Here is a 17,324-nt window from a genome sequence, read left to right as displayed (position 1 = left end):
AAGTACATATAATCCCCTTTTTTTGGTAACAGAACCTACTAAGCTTAGGTTAATTTATTTTTAATTCCCTTCCAGCGATGTTTTCTAATGAATTTTCCTTCTTCTTCGGAAACTATAAATGCCTTATTGCTGCTTTTTGCCTGGAAGTATCCTTGAAGTGCAAATAGAAATTCTTTAAATTTCTTTTTTCTGAAGGCTTGTTTTAAGGAAGCAATTGAAGTTAATAAGAGGCCATATCGCATTTTGTAAAAAGCTTCCCCTTGTAGAAATTTTGAAGCTTTTGTATAAGAAGCTCCTGTAGGTTTTAGATGTTTTACATGTAATGAAGGATCTGTTTTTATTTTCCAGCCGTGAAATTGAGCAAGTAATTCATCTACCGTATCCCATCCAATGCTGTTCTTTAATCCTCCAATATCCTTGAAACACTCTTTTCTATATGCTTTTAAGGCACCTCTAAGATGATCTGTATTTGTTAGGTTCTCAAGAATCCAAGTATCATCATTTGCAATATAGCAAAAACCTCCAGCCATCCCACATTCGGGGTCAGTTGAGAAAGTAGAAATGATATTCTCTAGATAGTGCTTCGGAAAAATAAGATCTGCATCAAACTTACAGATCAAATCGTAGTCGTCATCCAATAATTTATAACCTTCAGAAAATGCATTTATAACTTTACTTCCCGGTACATTTTTAGCTTCCGAAGAAATTGAAATTGAGGTAATAAAGGGATATTCCGAAGAAAAGGTATCAATAATACTCTGGGTTTTGTCTGTAGAATTATCGTTTACAACCACCACTTTTGTTGGTAAAACACTCTGAGTCACCAGAGAATCAAGCATAGACGAAATATATGCTTCCTCGTTATGGGCGGGTATTACAATATAAATCCTCATACCGTCCTTTCAGCATACACTAAATAATATCTAGGAGTAAATCTTCTTAAAATAGGACGAAATCCTATTTTCTTTACGGGATTTGTAAATTTTTCGCGTTTTTTTATTCGCCAACCTGCTTTTTCTAAAAGCCAATCAAACTGCCAATCTTCAAATTCATGATAGTGGCGGTCACGTTCATCGGTTTTACTTCTATAAGCGGATGCAAACCATAATTTTAAAGGTACAGATGCTACGAGTTTATTCGCTTTTATATCCTTCAAAACATTAAATGGTGAAACAAGGTGTTCAAATATTTCAAATGCCGTAACGACATCATATTCACCTTGCTTTACTATATCAACATCGAGATCGAGATCTTCTCCCAATGTATTTGTTACTTGATATCCTTTATCTGTCATCAGTTCAGAGAAAGGGTTAGAAACTCCTAAATCGAGAATTTTCTCATCTCGTTTTATTACTTGCTCTAAAAATTGAATAGTATGTCGATATCTTTTTTTTGGTAATTTGCCTTCGTACATGCTCAGACTCTATAGGTAATTGCATTTATATTCATCCCGGCACCAACACTTGCGAACATTACAATATCTCCTTTATTGATTTGATGTCCTTCCAATTTTCCATGCAGTACCAAATCGTATAACGTAGGGATTGTAGCAACACTAGAGTTGCCAAGTTTATTGATAGTCATTGGCATTATATCTTTAGGCGGAAGTTGATCGTATAATCCGTAAAAACGTTTTATAATCGCTTCGTCCATCTTTTCATTTGCCTGGTGTATAAATATTTTCTTTAAATCTCCAATTGGAATATTAGCCTTGTCAAGACAAGACTTCATTGCCGCCGGAACATGGTTTAAAGCAAATTCATATATTTTCCGCCCATACATTTTTATATAACGCCTGGTATCGGTGAGCTCCTGATTATTTGACTCCCCAAAATAAATAAAATGAGCTTCATCGTATGTATATGTAGAGCTTTCATGTGATAGTATTTCACTTTCAGAATCTGTAACTTCTAAGATAACAGCACCTGCACCATCACTATAAATCATTGAATCTCTATCGTGCTGATCTACAACTCTAGATAAAGCTTCAGCGCCAATTACAAGGCATTTTTTGGCAATTCCAGATTTTATAAAAGAATTAGCATGAATTACACTCTGTACCCAACCCGGACAACCAAAAAGAAGGTCATAACCGACACAAGAGGGGTTTTTTATTTTTAAATTATGTTTAACTCTTGTAGCAATACTAGGCACAGTATCACTCTGTACAGATCCGTGTTTTACGTCTCCATAATTATGAGCAACGATGATATAATCAAGTGTTTCAGGGTCAATTCCTGCGCTATCTATAGCCTTTTGAGCCGCATAAGAGGCAATGTCTGAAGTGTTCATGTCGCTTTTAATGTATCGCCTTTCAGCAATACCGGTAATAGCTTTAAACTTTTCAATAATCACATCATTTTTATGACCGAAACGCGAACCATCCTCATTAAAGAAATCGTGATTCTCAAATTGCTCATTAGGAGCAACTTCTTCCGGAATATAACTTCCAACACCTGTAATGGTAACACCCATTGTAAAAATTTTATTTAAATGTAAGTAAAACTGCTTAGCCGACAATCCATGTAATAAAGAAACTTTAACAAATTACTAAATTCTTAAAAATAACCAGCTTTAATTCAGAATTTGTTAAAATTCGACCAATAAAAATCAAATTACAATAAATTTAAAGTTACTCTAGCAAATCAATTTTTATAAATGCACAACAAATAATTATGCTTCCATATACGATTCAATTGGCTCACAACTGCAAACCAAATTCCGATCTCCATACGCGTCATCCACTCTTCGAACACTAGGCCAGAATTTGTTTTCTGAAACATATGAAAGTGGAAAAGCGGCCTCTTGTCTGCTATATGGAAACTCCCAATTATCAACGGTCAACATTGCTAGGGTATGCGGCGCATTTTTCAATATATTGTTTTCTGTATTTTTATCTGAAGCATCGATCTCCTTTCGAATGGCTATCATAGCATCACAAAAACGATCCAATTCTGCCTTGCTTTCGCTTTCAGTAGGTTCTATCATTAAAGTACCCGCCACAGGGAAAGAAACTGTTGGAGCATGAAACCCATAATCCATTAAGCGTTTTGCAATATCAGTTACTTCAATTCCATTTTCTTTAAACGGACGACAGTCTACAATCATTTCGTGCGCTGCCCGACCTCGTTCTCCTGTATATAAAACGTCGAAGTGACCATGCAAACGTTCCTTGATATAGTTAGCGTTCAATATTGCGTATTGCGTAGACTTTTTCAATCCTTCCATTCCAAGCATCGTAATATAAGCATACGATATTAAGCAAGCTAATGAGCTTCCCCATGGAGCAGCAGAAATTGCTGAAATAGCGTTCTCGCCACCAGATTTTATTAATGGGTTTCCGGGCAAAAATGGTACAAGTTGCTTTGCAACACAAATAGGGCCAACTCCCGGACCACCACCACCATGTGGAATTGCAAATGTTTTATGTAAATTTAAATGGCAAACATCTGCGCCAATAGCTCCCGGATGAGTAAGTGCCACCTGTGCGTTCATGTTTGCTCCATCCATATATACCTGTCCGCCATTTTCATGAATCAAACTTGTAATTTCTTTAATCGCCGATTCGTAAACGCCATGAGTAGAAGGATAGGTAACCATTAAACAAGAGAGATTGTCCCTGTGCTCGATCGCTTTTTCTCTAAGATCTTCTACATCTATGTTTCCATTTTCTGAAGCTTTTGTCACTATTACCTTCATCCCAGCCATAGTTGCACTGGCCGGATTTGTACCGTGAGCAGAAGATGGAATTAAACAAATGTTACGATGTCCTTGTCCTTTAGATTCATGATAAGCCCGTATTACCATAAGTCCTGCATATTCACCTTGAGCTCCCGAATTAGGCTGAAGCGATGTACCTGCAAAACCGGTAATTTCGGTAAGTTGATCTTCCAGTTTGTGCAGCATTTGCTGATAACCTTCCGCTTGCTCTATAGGAACAAAAGGGTGCATATTTCCCCATTGAGGATCACTTAATGGTAACATTTCGGCCGCTGCATTCAATTTCATGGTGCAGGATCCTAAAGATATCATGGAGTGATTTAACGACAGATCTTTGCGCTCCAATTTCTTGATATAACGCATTAATTCTGTTTCACTGTGGTATGAATTGAAAACCTCATTGGTTAAAAATTCTGTCTTTCTGTTTACCTCCTTCGGAATTTTATTTCCTGTAATTAATTCAGTTATTTCTGAAGCCGTTTTCCCTGCTACTTCAGAAAAGATGGCAACAATCCTGTTTAAATCCTTAATTGTAGTAGTTTCATTTACTGAAATAGAAACTGTGTTAGAATTTGAATAATAAAAATTAACCTCTTTCTTCTCTGCAATTTGTCTAACTTGAGAATGATCTGCTTTAATAGCTATAGTGTCAAAATAAGTTTCATTAAGCTGTTCAAAACCTAGTTTTTCCAATGAATCAGCCAATGTTGCAGCAGAATTGTGCACATTAGTTGCAATGTTCATAAGCCCTCTTGGGCCGTGATACACTGCATACATTCCGGCCATTACCGCAAGTAAAACCTGAGCAGTACAGATGTTTGATGTTGCCTTGTCTCTTTTTATATGTTGCTCTCTAGTTTGAAGAGCCATACGCAATGCACGGTTGCCATCGGTGTCTTTTGTAACACCAATGATTCTTCCCGGAATGCTTCGTTTGTATTCTTCTTTGGTCGCAAAATAAGCTGCGTGTGGACCACCGTATCCTAACGGAATTCCGAAACGTTGCGTAGTTCCAACAACAACGTCGGCTCCAAAAGTTCCGGGTGATTCAAGTTTTACCAAGCTTAAAATATCAGCTGCTACTGCAACTTTAATTTGAGCATCTTTGGCCTTGGCAATTACTTCTTTATAATTATAGACACGACCGGTTCGTCCCGGGTATTGAAGTATCATTCCGAAGAAACCTGAAGAAAAATCGAAAGCTTCATGATTACCTACTACCAATTCTATTCCTAGCGGTTCAGATCTTGTTTCTAATAATGACAAGGTTTGAGGAAGGATTTCTTCAGAAACAAAAAACTTCACTACATCGTCCTTTTTCTGATCGCGTTCACGTACTGCGAATAACAAAGCCATAGCTTCAGCTGCCGCAGTAGCTTCATCTAATAATGAAGCATTTGCTAGTTCCATTCCTGTAAGATCTACCACCATGGTTTGGAAATTTAAAAGAGCTTCCAACCTTCCCTGGGCAATTTCTGCCTGATAAGGAGTATAAGCGGTATACCAACCCGGATTTTCTAAGATATTACGTTGAATCACAGGCGGTGTAAATGACTGATTATAGCCCAAGCCGATATAGGTTTTAAAAACACGGTTTTTCGAAGCGAGTTCTGTAATATGCTCGAGGTACTCATTTTCACTAAGTGCCTTGTCTAATACGATGTCTCCTTTTAGGCGAATATCATCTGGTATTGTTTCAAAAATAAGTTGTTCCATGGAGTCAACTCCGACGGTTTTCAACATTTCAGGAAGGTCGCTTCTACGAGGACCAATATGGCGTAAGGCAAAAGAATCTGTATTCATAAAGATGTGTACTTCAAGTCCGCAGAGGGTCTATATCGACCCAGTCGGGATACGTTTAATTAATTGACTTTTTTTTGATCAATTCCATCACACATATAACGGACTTAATCAGGTTGCAAAATTACAATTTAAAATGCTAAAAATTATACTTTTGAAACTATCAACTGCACTATTTTTTAACTAAATGTCGAGGTTATGAACAGTTTGGTTATTTTTATATAATGAAGTACCTAAATTGGCTATTTTCTTTTTATATAAACGCGAGTATCCATGTAACATTTGCAGTACTTTCATTGGTTGGAATTACTCTTTTAGAGTACGATTTGAAAATTTCTTTTTCACTTTGGGCCCTTTTATTATTTGGCACCATTTCAGCCTATAATTTTGTAAAATATGCGAGTGTTGCGGGGCTTCATCATCGGTCGCTTACAAATTCACTTAAAGTTATTCAAGTGTTTTCTTTTATTTGCTTCGGATTGTTACTGTTTTTTATGTTTCATGTAGCCCTAGATACGCTCTTAGTATTAGGAGCATTCGGACTACTTACTTTTTTGTATGCTGTACCACTTCTGAAGCGGAAAAATTTAAGAACTTTCGGCGGATTAAAAATTTTCGTGGTAGCATTGGTATGGGCGGGAGTAACAGTGTTTGTTCCTATGGCTGAAGCCAAGATGCAAATTACTACCGATTGTTGGCTAAGTTTTTTTCAGAGATTTTTAATGGTGATAGTGTTAACGCTACCCTTCGAAATTCGGGATCTTTTATATGATGCGGTTTACCTTAAAACCCTTCCGCAGCAATTAGGAGAACGTAAAGCGAAATTACTTGGCATATTTTTTCTAACCGTAACCATTATTTTGGAAGGATTTAAAGATGAAATATCAATCGCGCATCTAGTGAGTTTAATTGCGATATGTATATTGATGGGAGGATTTTTAGTGCTTTCAGAAAAAAAACAAACCAGATATTTCGCGTCTTTCTGGGTGGAGGGTATTCCTATAATTTGGTTCGGGATTCTTAGTTTACTTCTGCATTTCCTTTTGTAACCGCTCCTTTAGCGCTTCCTTATCACTAATAGGCATAGTCTTGAGATCGGAATCTCTCATCACTTTAGTAAGTTTTGCATTACTCCGAGTATATTTTCGGCAAAATGAACACCAGATAAGGTGTATATTCAGTTTGATTTTTTCCCACAATGTCGCTTCTTTATATTGTGTTTTATCACAAATAGTATTAGCTTCTTCGCATTTCATAAATAAACTCATAATTAATTTAACCAATTTTCTTCCAGGCACTCGGCCATTGATTTTCTGGCGCGATGTATTATAACCCAAAGATTAGACGCTGTGATATTGAATTCATTACAGATTGCCTCTGTGTCGAAATTGTCAATAGTTTTCAGCTTAAATATTGTAGCTTGCTTGTCATTTAATTTGTCCAGACAATTTAAGATTGCCAGACCAAGTTCTTCATTTTCTAAACGATCTTCCGCTGTTTTATCGAAAGGGTCACTTACGCGTTCTTCCAACCAATCGCCTTCGGCCTCATCGCTGTTGTAAGACATTCGCACTTCGGCTTTTCCTTTTCTGGAATTGATCTTCCGATAATGATCAATAATCTTTCTTTTTAAAATTGAAATAAGCCACGTACGCTCGGAAGCCTCTCCTTTAAAATTATCCTTCGACTTTAAACCCGCCAGGAAAGTTTCGGAAATTAAATCCTGTGTCACTTCATGATCATTTACACGAACAATAGTATAGTTATAGAGATAGTCCGAATATCGGTCTACCCATGTATTCGGGAATAATTTTTCTGAAGACATAGCCTTTCTTCTCGTCATTTATTCAAAAATAGTAAAGTTTTACAAAGCAAATCATAAATAGTATACTTTCTGAAAGATAAATAACTAATGATTTTTTCAACTAAACATATTATTCTACTTAAATTTGAATCGATTAAAAAAAATATCATGAAAAGAATGAAACAATTATTGCTCATTGTCACTGTTTTAGTAGCATTTTTGAGCACTGCTCAGGAAACGAAAAACTTCTATGCAACTATGTCACTTCAGGATGCGAAAGAACTGAAACAAGACATGCCTGCCGGAATTGAAATCCTGGCTGAAAGAAGAAATGAAGCTGCTGTGTATTTAACACCGGAAGCAGGACATTATGTGCATGAAAAGGTGTTGGTTCATGGACCTGGATATATCTACAAAGCTTCGGCAGAAGATGCGATCGCGGCAATTCACAAAGACAAGCCAGTAATAAGTAATAAGATGGGTGCTTTTACTATTTCCGAAGATGCCATCGTAAATGCAGCATTAGATCTTGTAAATACACAGAATATTGAAGATCAAATTTTGGAACTTCAGAATTATGGCACACGTTATCACAACCGAGCTTCTGCAACACAGGCTGCGGAGGATTTAAAGACGAAATGGGAAACTATGGCGGCAGATGCTGGAAGAACAGATGTGAGTGTTCGTTTGTATAATCATAGTGGTACAAACATGCCATCTGTGATAATGACCATTGAAGGAAGTGAAGAGCCATTGGAGTTTGTTATTGTTGGAGGTCATTTAGATTCTACTTCTAATCAAGGAAATAACGATGCGCCTGGAGCGGATGATGATGCCTCCGGAATTTCCACTATAACTGAAGCTGCTCGTACATTGTTTGAGGTTGGTTTTGTACCGGCAAGAACGATAGAATTTATGGCTTATGCAGCTGAAGAAATTGGATTGGTAGGCTCTGGTGAGATTGCCCAAGAATATAGTAATAATGGAGTAGATGTTATTTCTGCCGTACAGTTCGACATGACAAACTATAACGGATCGGCGAATGATATTTCATTTATCACCGATCATACGAGTGGTACACTGAATTCATTTTTAATGCAACTTGCAGATCATTATAATGCATCTGGTCCTCACCAGATTTCATACAGTACCTCTTTGTGTAATTACGGTTGTTCAGACCATGCAAGTTGGACCAATGAAGGGTATATGGCTTCATTTCCTTTTGAAGCAAATTTTGGGCAACACAACCCTAACATTCACACTCCTGACGATACTTTTAGTGTATCCGGAACTGCAGATCACGCAGCGAAATTCACAAAACTTTGCATAGAATATCTTATAGAAACCGCAAAAAGTGGCAATCTTAGTGTCGATGAGCACCTTGCAGATACGATAACACTTATTGTAGATAATGGTAATTTAGAATATAACTTAGAGGCTACTGGTAGAAGTTTTACAAGCCTTAGATTATATGATATGTTAGGAAAAACTAGCATGGAAACAAGTGTTAGTTCGAACATAGGAACAGTCTCTCTTCAAAATGTGAGCGCGGGAATATATGTAGCTTCCTTCGTGACGGAAAACAATACTTTAGTGTCAAAAAAGATTGTGGTAAAATAGATAATTAATTACCGTAAGAAAAAAGCCTCCTGTATAATTCAGGAGGCTTTTTTAGTATATTATTTTAATAATCCTGCTCGTTTTAAAAGCGCATCCGGATTGGGTTTCTGACCTCTAAATTTCACATATAAATCCATCGGATCTTGTGTGCCTCCCTGAGAGAGTACGTAGTTTTTGAACTTATCAGCAACCTGTTTGTTGAATATTCCTTCTTGTTTAAAATAAGCGAAAGCGTCCGCGTCCAAAACTTCAGCCCATTTATAACTATAGTACCCTGCCGAATAACCTCCCTGGAAAATATGAAGAAAGGAAGTACTCATACAATTTTCATCCACATCAGGATATAGCTTAGTATTTGCAAATGCGTTCTCTTCAAATGCTTTTACATCTTTTATTTTTGAAGGATCGGCACCGTGCCAGCTCATATCCAACATTCCAAAACTCAATTGGCGCAGCGTTTGCATTCCTTCTTGAAAAGTTGCCGATTTCTTAATCTTTGTGATTAATTCCATAGGAATTACTTTGCCCGTTTTGTAATGTTTGGCGAATAACTCTAAGGTTTCTTTTTCGTAACACCAGTTCTCTAAAATCTGACTTGGAAGTTCTACGAAATCCCAATAAACACTGGTACCACTAAGACCTTTATAAGTAGTATTTGCGAGCATGCCATGTAGCGCATGTCCAAACTCATGAAATAAAGTGGTTACCTCATTAAACGTTAATAAAGAAGGTTTACTGGCAGTAGGTTTGGTGAAATTACATACAATAGATACATGTGGGCGATCGTTCACCTCATCTATAATCTGTTGAGGTTTAAATGAAGTCATCCAGGCACCACCTCTCTTTCCGGGTCTTGGGTGGAAATCTGCATAAAATATAGCCACTAAAGTTCCCTCAGTATCTGTAACACGATACGTTTTTACATCGGGATGATATTTATCGATATCATGTACTTCCTCAAGTCTGATTCCAAATAACTTTTCTGCCACTTCAAAAACACCATCGATCACATTTTTCAGTTCGAAATATGGTTTTAGTTGTTCATCATCAAGATCGAAAAGCTTTTGTTTTAGTTTTTCTGAATAATAACCGCCATCCCATTTTTGCAAATGATCAATCCCGTCGAGATCCATTGCGAACGCTTCCAATGTTTCGAATTCTTTTTCTGCGGCAGGTTTTGCTTTTTCCAGCAATTCGTTCAGAAAAGTTTGTACTTTTTGCGGTGTTTCGGCCATGCGTTCTTCCAAAACAAAGTGTGCGTGACTTTTATAACCTAATAATTGAGCCCTCTGATGTCTTAAATTGGCAATACTCAATACGTTTGCTTGGTTGTCTAATTTATCTCCTTGAAATCCCCTCGCACCAAATGCAAGCGACATACGTTTCCGAAGTTCGCGATTATCTGCATAGGTCATGAATGGAACATAGCTAGGATAGTCTAAAGTAAATAACCAACCTTTTTTTTCTTTTTCAGTGGCAGCCTGAGAAGCAGCTTCAATTGTACCTTCAGGAAGTCCGGAAAGATCATTTTTATCGGTAATAAGCATTTCGAATTTATTGGTTTCGGCCAATATGTTTTCTCCGAAAGTGAGTTTTATCTTGGAAAGATCTGCATCAATTTTGCGAAGTTTTTTTTTCTGCGCTTCGGAAAGATTTGCACCATTTCTTGAAAAACTTTTGTACTGCTTATCAAGAAGCGTTTCTTGTTCGGTGTTTAACTGAAGCGAATCTTTTTTATCATATACTTCTTTCACTCGTTTGAATAGCGCTTCATTCAATAAAATATCATTACCAAAATCTGAAAGCATAGGCGAAACTTCCTGTGCAATCTTTTGGATGTTATCATTGGTTTCGGCACTGTTTAGATTAAAGAAAATGCTAGTAGCTCTATCCAATTGGGCTCCGGTATTTTCAAGTGCTTCCACTGTATTTTCGAAAGTAGGAGTCTCAGGGTTTGCCGTAATCGAGTCAATTTCGGACTTGGTTGTAGTGATGAGTTCTTTGATTGCCGGTAAAAAATGTTCGTCTTTTATTTTTGAAAACGGTGCAGTATCAAAGGCTTGTAAAAGGGGGTTTTTCATGATAATGATGTATGTAAAATGATAAATTTAAAAATTCGGGATATGAGCGTGTGTGTTACTCAAAAGCCCTCACCTCGGTCCTCTCCCAGAGGGAGAGGAAGCTTACTCGATATTCAGACCTACGGTCTTCTCCCCGAAGGAGAGGAGGGTAGAGTTTATTTCTTAATTTTCTTGGCTCCTTCTTCCACTTTAATTTTTAAACCTTCTTTGTAAGCAAGGATCTTGTCCAAAACGCATTTGTCTGAGGTGCCTATAATCTGAGCCGCAAGGATCCCCGCATTTTTAGCTCCGTTTAATGCAACTGTGGCTACAGGAACGCCTCCTGGCATTTGTAAAATTGATAATATCGAGTCCCAACCGTCTATTGAATTACTGGATTTCACTGGCACCCCAATAACTGGTAATGGAGATAAAGAAGCAATCATTCCGGGTAGATGAGCAGCACCTCCGGCACCGGCTATTATTACGGTTATTCCTCTTGTATGGGCATTTTTTCCATAATCGAAGAGCTTGTCGGGAGTTCTGTGAGCCGAAACAATATCGACTTCCACTTCAATGTCGAAACCTTTTAAAATCTCGATTGCGTCCTGCATCACCGGCATATCGCTGGTACTTCCCATTATAATTCCTACTTTGCTCATAATACATTCCCGCAGAAGCGGCGTTTTAATTATTGATCGTTCTTACTTATAACGTGTATGGTTTTTTTGACTTCAGCCGCTATTTTTCTCGCTTTTGAAATATCCTCATTTACGATAGTAACATGCCCCATTTTCCGGAAGGGTCTTGTTTCCTTCTTGCCATAAATATGAGGTGTCACGCCCTCCATCGCCATGATTTTCTCTATGTTTTTATATACAACTTCTCCCGTATGACCTTCGGCTCCAACAAGATTGACCATGATTCCTCCAACTTTACTTTCTGTTTTTCCTAAAGGAAGGTCTAAAATGGCACGTATATGCTGCTCGAATTGATTGGTATAACTCGATTCTATGGTGTGATGCCCGCTGTTGTGAGGTCTGGGAGCGACTTCATTTACGATAATCTCATCTTCATTTGTTTGAAACATTTCCACAGCCAAAAGCCCCACATGTTTGAAGGCTTCGGAAACATTTTTGGCAACTTCACGTGCTTTTTTAGCGACTGCTTCATCGATTCTTGCCGGACAGATTACATATTCCACCTGATTGGCTTCCGGATGGAATTCCATCTCGACCACAGGATAGGTTTTTACTTCTCCCGATGGGCTTCTCGCTACAATTACCGCTAATTCATTTTTAAATGGAATAAGCTTTTCAGCTAGACATTCTACGTCGGGAAGTGGAATAATATCTTCAGCGTCCCGTACAATACTCACACCTTTGCCATCGTAACCTCCGGTGCAACTCTTCCAGACAAAAGGAAAATGTAGCTCTTTTCTAACGATTGCTTCGTTTAATAAATTTTTATTCTGAAAAACACGGAAAGCCGCTGTCGGGATTCTGTGATCCTTATAAAACTGCTTTTGGATTCCCTTATTTTGTATTTTCTGAAGTGTTTCAGAAGAAGGATAGACCTTTTTTCCTTCAGATTCGAGTTTTTTTAATGCTTCCACATTTACATTTTCAATTTCGAAGGTGAGTAGGTCGACCTTCTTTCCGAAGCCATAAACCGTGTCAAAATCCATGAGATCACCTTGCTCAAAAGAGTCGCAAGCTATACGGCAAGGGGCTTCAGCACTTGGGTCTAGAACCGCAGTTTTGATGTCGTATTTGCGTGTTTCATAGAGCATCATCTTGCCCAATTGACCACCGCCAAGGATTCCTAGAGTGAAATTTGAAGAAAAATAATTAGCCATCGCACAAAGGTACAATCTTCTTTGCAATTGTTATCTTTGCGCACTTATTGAATATTAATTATTTTATTATTTATTGGAACAATTGTTGAAATGTGGGAACGTATTAAGAAATTCTTCAGAATAAATAATAATAAATCAAAAACTGGACACCTAATGAGTAGGGTGAAACACATGAAAAATATCGTATTATTCGGACCTCCGGGCGCAGGAAAAGGAACACAGGCAGAAGTGTTAAAGGAAAAATATAAATTGGTGCATATCTCAACAGGTGATGTGTTTCGTTACAATATCAAGAATTCCACAGAACTTGGAACATTAGCGAAATCGTATATGGATAAAGGGCATTTGGTGCCGGATGAGGTGACGATTAATATGTTGAAGGCTGAGGTAGAAAAAAATGCAGAAGCTAATGGTTTTATTTTCGATGGTTTTCCAAGAACGGCTGCTCAGGCAGAAGCACTTTCAAATTTGATGCTTCAAATGAAATCGCAGATCAACGCCATGGTTGCCCTTGAAGTAGATGATGAAATTTTAGTGGGACGCCTTTTAGAAAGAGGCTTATCAAGTGGCCGCCCAGACGATGCAAATGAAACTGTTATCCGTGAGAGAATCGCTGAATATTATAGAAAAACGGATATACTTAAAGAATACTATCAAAAACAAGATAAGTATTTTGGTGTAGATGGTGTAGGAAGTATTGAAGAGATCACCGAGCGATTGAGTGCCGTGATTGATAAATTATAGGACGTTCCGTAAAGTTGAACCGATGGTTCACTTCACGACCGGGCTTTCGGCTATATCTTTTTTGTCCCTTTGAGCACAGTCGAAAAGTTGTGATAAAAAAGGATGTCGCCTCTATCCCTAACGCAACATAATAATTAGATTTAAGTATTATTATAATAAGATCCCTGCCCCTGCCCAGTCCAGCAGGCGGGTACGCAAGGAATAAATAAGATCCCCGCCGGCGCGGGGAATAAATATGACTGAAGGAAATTTTGTAGACTACGTTAAGATCCATGTTGCTTCTGGTAAGGGAGGACAAGGAAGTGCACACCTTAGAAGGGAAAAGTATATTCCAAAAGGAGGTCCCGATGGTGGTGATGGAGGACGTGGCGGTCATATTATAATGAGAGCCGATAAAAACCTTTGGACTTTATTTCATTTAAAATTCAAACGCCACTTTAGAGCAGATCACGGTTCACACGGAAGTAAGTCGACCAGTACCGGAGCCGATGGCGCCGATGTATATGTGGATGTGCCATTGGGAACAGTTGTTCGTGATACCGAAACTCAGGAAATCCTGTTTGAACTCACCGAGGACGGAGAAGAGAGAATCATTGCTGAAGGTGGAAAAGGCGGACGAGGGAATGCACATTTTAAATCTCCGACCAATCAGACTCCTCGATACGCACAACCAGGTTTAGATGGCTTGGAGCATGATTTTACAATTGAACTTAAAATCTTAGCCGATGTTGGTTTAGTTGGATTTCCAAATGCTGGAAAATCTACTTTATTATCGGTGATTACAGCTGCAAAACCTAAGATTGCGGATTACGAGTTTACTACCTTAAAACCGAATCTTGGAATAGTTAAATACAGGGATCACCAAACCTTTGTAATGGCCGATATTCCTGGAATTATTGAAGGTGCCGCTGAAGGAAAAGGAATTGGTCACCGTTTTTTACGTCATATTGAACGAAATTCAACGCTATTATTTTTAATCCCAGCTGATGTAGATGATATCCGCGAGCAGTATGATATCTTATTGGATGAATTAAAGCGCTACAATCCGGAACTTTTAGATAAAGAGCGATTGGTGGCTATTTCTAAAAGCGATATGCTGGATGAGGAGTTGAAAGCCGAAATGAAAGTCGAACTCGACAAAGATTTTGAAGGCATTCCTTACTTGTTTTTCTCTTCTGTGGCCCAACAAGGCTTAGTGGAATTGAAAGATAAACTATGGGCGATGTTGAATACTGATGATAAATTATAAGTATTCAGTAGATCACATCAAACTGGCTTCAAGGGTTTTTCCTGTTTTTTTAATAATGATTAACTGAAATTTCTAAAGTAAGAATTTTCTTGTATTTTGCACGAAAAATTTTACTGAATGAAGAAAATATTACTTGCCTCATTTTTACTTATTTCTTTTTTATGTTTTGGACAGTGTCCAACAGATAATATTTATCTATTAACACAGCTTGAAGTCGATGAGTTTTCAATTATCTATCCAAATTGTACACATCTTCAAGGATCATTAACTGTTAGAGAGTACGATGTCACAAATCTAAATGGTTTGTCTCAAATTCAGGATGTAGAACAAGGGCTAACTATCCGACATACTAGTATTCAGGATTTATCGGGATTGGAGAATATTCAAAATTTAAGTAGTAGTCTAATTATTACCGATAATTCTTCATTGACCAGTTTTAATGGATTACAGAATCTTGAAACGATTTATGGACAATTTGCGATAGCATGGAATAATCAAATTACTGATCTAAATGGCTTTGATTCCTTAACCACTGTGGGAGAAGGAACAAATTATGGTTTACTTATTAGTGCTAACGATAACCTAATTTCATTTGCCGGTTTAGAAAGCCTTACCAGCTTGTATGGAGTTTTTGAAATTCACCATAATGACTCTTTACTAGATTTCACTGGATTTGATAATCTTAATTCTATTTATGGATTCATTACTGTTTTTGATAATGATAGTTTAGAGACCTTTCACGGATTAGAAAACCTTAGCTATTGTGAAGATTATCTTTCTATAACTGATAATGCTTCACTAGTTAGCATTGCCGCCTTGAATGGATTTGGAGGAACCGAGTTTGTTGGGGTATATATTGAAGATAACCCACAGCTTCCATATTGTTCAATAGTTTCGGTATGCGACGCCATTGACGATCCAATTGCGGACGTTGCCATTTTCAACAATGCGGCAGGTTGCAATTCTGTTCCTGAAGTAGAAGCGCAATGCGACTTAACTATAGCTGACGTTGATTTATCAAAACAACTTTCTGTTTTTCCAAACCCAGCTTCAGAAATGCTTTTTATAAGTGCTTCGGAAGGGATTACAGTAAAGAAAGCTACGATTTATTCACTTTTAGGAGCCGAGCTAATGGTTACTTCCGAAGATAGTGTTGATGTTTCCAATCTTTCCGAGGGGATCTACATTATAAAGATTAATACCAATCAAGGTACTATTACAAAAAAGGTGTTAATAGAGTAAATTCTTGAATATCCACCTAGAGATACTGAGTTAAAAAGCGAAGGTTGTTGTTGTAGAATAATTTTTATATCTCCCTTTAGTTCGTATTTTGTAAACTGAAATTTAAAATAGAGTTATGAAAAGTGCGTATTGTCTGTTGATTTTTTTAGTGTTTTCATTGAGTAGTCAGGCACAGTGCCCTGTAGGATTCTATCAAATTTATTATCAAGAACAATTAGATTTGTTTTCTACAAGCTATCCCAATTGCTACGATGCTGATGCATTTTCTATTGAAATTGGAAATGTTACCGATTTAAGCGGTTTGTCTCAGTTGAATTCTCTCAATTATTTAAAAATACAAAATACATACGCGTTAACTTCTTTGGTCTCTTTGGGCGGAGTTCTTATTAAGAATGCATTTGTTTTGGAGGATAACGTAGGTCTTACAAATATAGAAGGAGTTGAGTTTGATACGAGCCTGCGCTACATTTTGATAAATGACAATCCTATTCTCGAAGATTTAAGCCCACTGAGCGTTATCACAGACATAAGCAACTCAGGAGGTACGGGATCGATAGAGCTTAATGGACCACTTAACATTAGTTCATTAGATGCAATATCGGGTATAGAATCTGCTAATAAAATCACGCTATTTAACTTAGATATTTCTACATTAGATGAACTTTCAAACCTAACAAACGTGGGTGATTTGAGTATGGCTGGAAACGACAATTTAGTTTCGATCGATGGTCTTTCCAATGTACAGAGTTTTGAAAGACTCGATATTCATGATAATATCAATTTGTCTAATTGTGCCATCCAAACGGTGTGCGACCACATTGGCGGAACCCAAGGACCTGTATTTATCCTCAACAATGCCGCGGGTTGCGTTACTATTCAAGAGGTAGCAGATACATGTGGAGTAGTGCTGGAAATTCCAAGTTTTGAACTCGAAAATTCAATTGTAATATATCCAAACCCAGCTTCAGAAATACTTTTTATAAGTGCTTCGGAAGGGATTGTGGTAGAAAAAGTAACTATTTATTCCTTGTTAGGAACCGAAGTACTATCTACTTCCGAAGAGAGATTCAATATTTCAAACCTTTCCGAAGGAATCTACTTCGCAACAATTGAAACTAACCAAGGCATTCTTTCCAAGAAATTTGTTAAAGAATAGTAAAGTCAGAACCTCTGGCGTACTTTTTGCGTAAATTCCCTTATAAAAGGAAATCTTAAAAAAATTTAAGC

The 17,324-nt window shown here is 37.5% G+C and carries 13 protein-coding genes and 1 pseudogene; 6 read left to right on the top strand and 8 right to left on the bottom strand.

Translation table 11 applies throughout. The annotated features are described in order from the left end of the window. Window positions 1-44: 44 nt before the first annotated feature. The 4 genes from BXY75_RS14795 to gcvP form a co-directional block, all read right to left on the bottom strand. Complete coding sequence (locus BXY75_RS14795; RefSeq protein WP_121908548.1) at window positions 45-893, bottom strand: glycosyltransferase; 849 nt, start codon at window positions 891-893, stop codon at window positions 45-47. Next, window positions 890-1,414: a methyltransferase domain-containing protein gene (locus BXY75_RS14790; RefSeq protein WP_121908547.1), complete on the bottom strand. Its 525-nt coding sequence runs from the start codon at window positions 1,412-1,414 to the stop codon at window positions 890-892. The genes BXY75_RS14795 and BXY75_RS14790 overlap by 4 nt, the downstream gene beginning before the upstream one ends. Before the next feature lie 2 nt (window positions 1,415-1,416). Beyond that, window positions 1,417-2,475, bottom strand: coding sequence for a 3-oxoacyl-ACP synthase III family protein (locus BXY75_RS14785; protein ID WP_121908546.1), 1,059 nt, complete (start codon window positions 2,473-2,475; stop codon window positions 1,417-1,419). A 198-nt stretch (window positions 2,476-2,673) separates the two neighbouring features. After that, window positions 2,674-5,523, bottom strand: coding sequence for an aminomethyl-transferring glycine dehydrogenase (gene gcvP / locus BXY75_RS14780; protein ID WP_121908545.1), 2,850 nt, complete (start codon window positions 5,521-5,523; stop codon window positions 2,674-2,676). A 221-nt stretch (window positions 5,524-5,744) separates the two neighbouring features. Between gcvP and BXY75_RS14775 the strand changes: the two genes are divergently transcribed. Beyond that, window positions 5,745-6,569: a UbiA prenyltransferase family protein gene (locus tag BXY75_RS14775; protein ID WP_121908544.1), complete on the top strand. Its 825-nt coding sequence runs from the start codon at window positions 5,745-5,747 to the stop codon at window positions 6,567-6,569. A gap of 221 nt (window positions 6,570-6,790) precedes the next feature. Here the strand turns inward: BXY75_RS14775 and BXY75_RS14765 are convergent, their stop codons facing one another. Further along, entirely contained in the window at window positions 6,791-7,345 is a 555-nt protein-coding gene (locus tag BXY75_RS14765) for a sigma-70 family RNA polymerase sigma factor (RefSeq protein ID WP_121908722.1), read from the bottom strand. 147 nt (window positions 7,346-7,492) lie between these two features. On the opposite strand from BXY75_RS14765, the gene BXY75_RS14760 reads away from it, so the two are divergent. Further along, on the top strand, window positions 7,493-8,944 hold the full coding sequence (locus BXY75_RS14760) for a M20/M25/M40 family metallo-hydrolase (RefSeq protein WP_170152908.1): 1,452 nt from the start codon (window positions 7,493-7,495) through the stop codon (window positions 8,942-8,944). 59 nt (window positions 8,945-9,003) lie between these two features. On the opposite strand, the gene BXY75_RS14755 is transcribed toward BXY75_RS14760, so the two are convergent. From BXY75_RS14755 to BXY75_RS14745, 3 genes are all read right to left on the bottom strand, one after another. After that, on the bottom strand, window positions 9,004-11,025 hold the full coding sequence (locus tag BXY75_RS14755) for a M3 family metallopeptidase (protein WP_121908541.1): 2,022 nt from the start codon (window positions 11,023-11,025) through the stop codon (window positions 9,004-9,006). Window positions 11,026-11,180: 155 nt separating this feature from the next. Then, window positions 11,181-11,666 (bottom strand): 5-(carboxyamino)imidazole ribonucleotide mutase, encoded by a 486-nt coding sequence (gene purE / locus BXY75_RS14750; protein WP_121908540.1) that lies wholly within the window; start codon window positions 11,664-11,666, stop codon window positions 11,181-11,183. 29 nt (window positions 11,667-11,695) lie between these two features. Beyond that, window positions 11,696-12,862, bottom strand: coding sequence for a 5-(carboxyamino)imidazole ribonucleotide synthase (locus tag BXY75_RS14745; RefSeq protein WP_121908539.1), 1,167 nt, complete (start codon window positions 12,860-12,862; stop codon window positions 11,696-11,698). 168 nt (window positions 12,863-13,030) lie between these two features. Here BXY75_RS14745 and BXY75_RS14740 point away from each other — a divergent pair. From BXY75_RS14740 to BXY75_RS14725, 4 genes and pseudogenes are all read left to right on the top strand, one after another. Further along, window positions 13,031-13,606: pseudogene (locus BXY75_RS14740) on the top strand (adenylate kinase); the annotation flags it as partial. A gap of 235 nt (window positions 13,607-13,841) precedes the next feature. After that, the gene (obgE, locus tag BXY75_RS14735) at window positions 13,842-14,855 is read left to right on the top strand and encodes a GTPase ObgE (RefSeq protein ID WP_121908538.1); all 1,014 of its coding nucleotides are present in this window, start codon (window positions 13,842-13,844) and stop codon (window positions 14,853-14,855) included. A 117-nt stretch (window positions 14,856-14,972) separates the two neighbouring features. Then, window positions 14,973-16,097, top strand: a complete 1,125-nt coding sequence (locus BXY75_RS14730) for a T9SS type A sorting domain-containing protein (protein ID WP_121908537.1) — start codon at window positions 14,973-14,975, stop codon at window positions 16,095-16,097. 115 nt (window positions 16,098-16,212) lie between these two features. Then, entirely contained in the window at window positions 16,213-17,253 is a 1,041-nt protein-coding gene (locus BXY75_RS14725; RefSeq protein ID WP_121908536.1) for a T9SS type A sorting domain-containing protein, read from the top strand. The last annotated feature ends 71 nt before the right edge of the window (window positions 17,254-17,324 follow it).

Source organism: Ulvibacter antarcticus (assembly GCF_003688405.1).
GTDB classification, from domain to species: domain Bacteria; phylum Bacteroidota; class Bacteroidia; order Flavobacteriales; family Flavobacteriaceae; genus Ulvibacter; species Ulvibacter antarcticus.
This window is presented reverse-complemented; position numbering and strand designations above follow the sequence as displayed.

Coding starts and splice junctions, on each gene's coding strand:
- gcvP (WP_121908545.1), bottom strand. CDS start 5,523: ATGAATACAGATTCTTTTGCCTTACGCCATATTGGTCCTCGTAGAAGC.
- purE (WP_121908540.1), bottom strand. CDS start 11,666: ATGAGCAAAGTAGGAATTATAATGGGAAGTACCAGCGATATGCCGGTG.
- BXY75_RS14725 (WP_121908536.1), top strand. CDS start 16,213: ATGAAAAGTGCGTATTGTCTGTTGATTTTTTTAGTGTTTTCATTGAGT.
- BXY75_RS14775 (WP_121908544.1), top strand. CDS start 5,745: ATGAAGTACCTAAATTGGCTATTTTCTTTTTATATAAACGCGAGTATC.
- BXY75_RS14760 (WP_170152908.1), top strand. CDS start 7,493: ATGAAAAGAATGAAACAATTATTGCTCATTGTCACTGTTTTAGTAGCA.
- BXY75_RS14785 (WP_121908546.1), bottom strand. CDS start 2,475: ATGGGTGTTACCATTACAGGTGTTGGAAGTTATATTCCGGAAGAAGTT.
- BXY75_RS14745 (WP_121908539.1), bottom strand. CDS start 12,862: ATGGCTAATTATTTTTCTTCAAATTTCACTCTAGGAATCCTTGGCGGT.
- obgE (WP_121908538.1), top strand. CDS start 13,842: ATGACTGAAGGAAATTTTGTAGACTACGTTAAGATCCATGTTGCTTCT.
- BXY75_RS14730 (WP_121908537.1), top strand. CDS start 14,973: ATGAAGAAAATATTACTTGCCTCATTTTTACTTATTTCTTTTTTATGT.
- BXY75_RS14755 (WP_121908541.1), bottom strand. CDS start 11,025: ATGAAAAACCCCCTTTTACAAGCCTTTGATACTGCACCGTTTTCAAAA.
- BXY75_RS14790 (WP_121908547.1), bottom strand. CDS start 1,414: ATGTACGAAGGCAAATTACCAAAAAAAAGATATCGACATACTATTCAA.
- BXY75_RS14765 (WP_121908722.1), bottom strand. CDS start 7,345: ATGTCTTCAGAAAAATTATTCCCGAATACATGGGTAGACCGATATTCG.
- BXY75_RS14795 (WP_121908548.1), bottom strand. CDS start 893: ATGAGGATTTATATTGTAATACCCGCCCATAACGAGGAAGCATATATT.